Genomic DNA, 694 nt, shown 5'->3' on the forward strand with positions numbered 1-694 from the left:
GTGCGCGTGGCCGTCGTGTGGCCGCGCGCGGTGGGCGTCTTACAGCGCGCTGGCTGGGCGCACCTGCAGAACCGCGTTCTCCGCGGTGCAGTCGCCTGCCGGCATCCGCCCGGCCGCGCGGGCGGCGGCGATCTCGCCGCGCGCCGCGGCCAGATCGGCGCTGAAGGTCGGGTCGTCGTGCAGCCGCGCCACCGTAGCCGCGCCCATGAAGCGGCCGGCGAGCACGTCGCTCTGCCAGTGCACGTTGCACACCAGCCGGCTCTCGCCGTAGTTGCGGCCGCGCGCGATCAGCGCATCGGCGCGTTCGGGCGCGATCTCGCTCAGGATCAGCGCCCAGGTCCAGCCGATGGCGCTGTGTCCCGACGGATAAGAGCCGCTCTGGCGCAGGTCGTCGAGATCGCCCGGGGTGCACACCGCCTGCGCGTTGCGCAGGAACGGCCGCGCGCGCTGGTACCGGCGCTTGGCCGCCTTGGTGGCGGCACTGGCGTCGATGCGGCTGCGCTCCAGCAAGGTGTACAGATGCGGGGTGCGCTGCGCATCGATCGCCACGCCCAGCGCGCAGGCGAACTGGCCGGCGCCGTTCGGGAAGCTCAGGTCGGCATCGCGCGCGGCCTGCTGCCAGCGCGCGCTGCCGCGCAGGGCCAGCGCCTCGCGGTTGACCCCCAGGTCCAGCGCGTCGCCGGGCGAGTCGGCC

1 protein-coding gene is annotated in these 694 nt (G+C 74.9%); it reads right to left on the reverse strand.

Annotation, left to right across the window (positions count from 1 at the left end; genetic code table 11):
* Positions 1–39: 39 nt before the first annotated feature.
* A partial coding sequence (locus D588_RS25305; RefSeq protein ID WP_017916987.1) for a phosphatase PAP2 family protein occupies positions 40–694 on the reverse strand: 655 nt, incomplete at its 5' end.

Origin of the sequence: Xanthomonas sp. SHU 308 (assembly GCF_000364645.1) — a bacterium.
GTDB classification, from domain to species: Bacteria; Pseudomonadota; Gammaproteobacteria; order Xanthomonadales; family Xanthomonadaceae; genus Xanthomonas_A; species Xanthomonas_A sontii.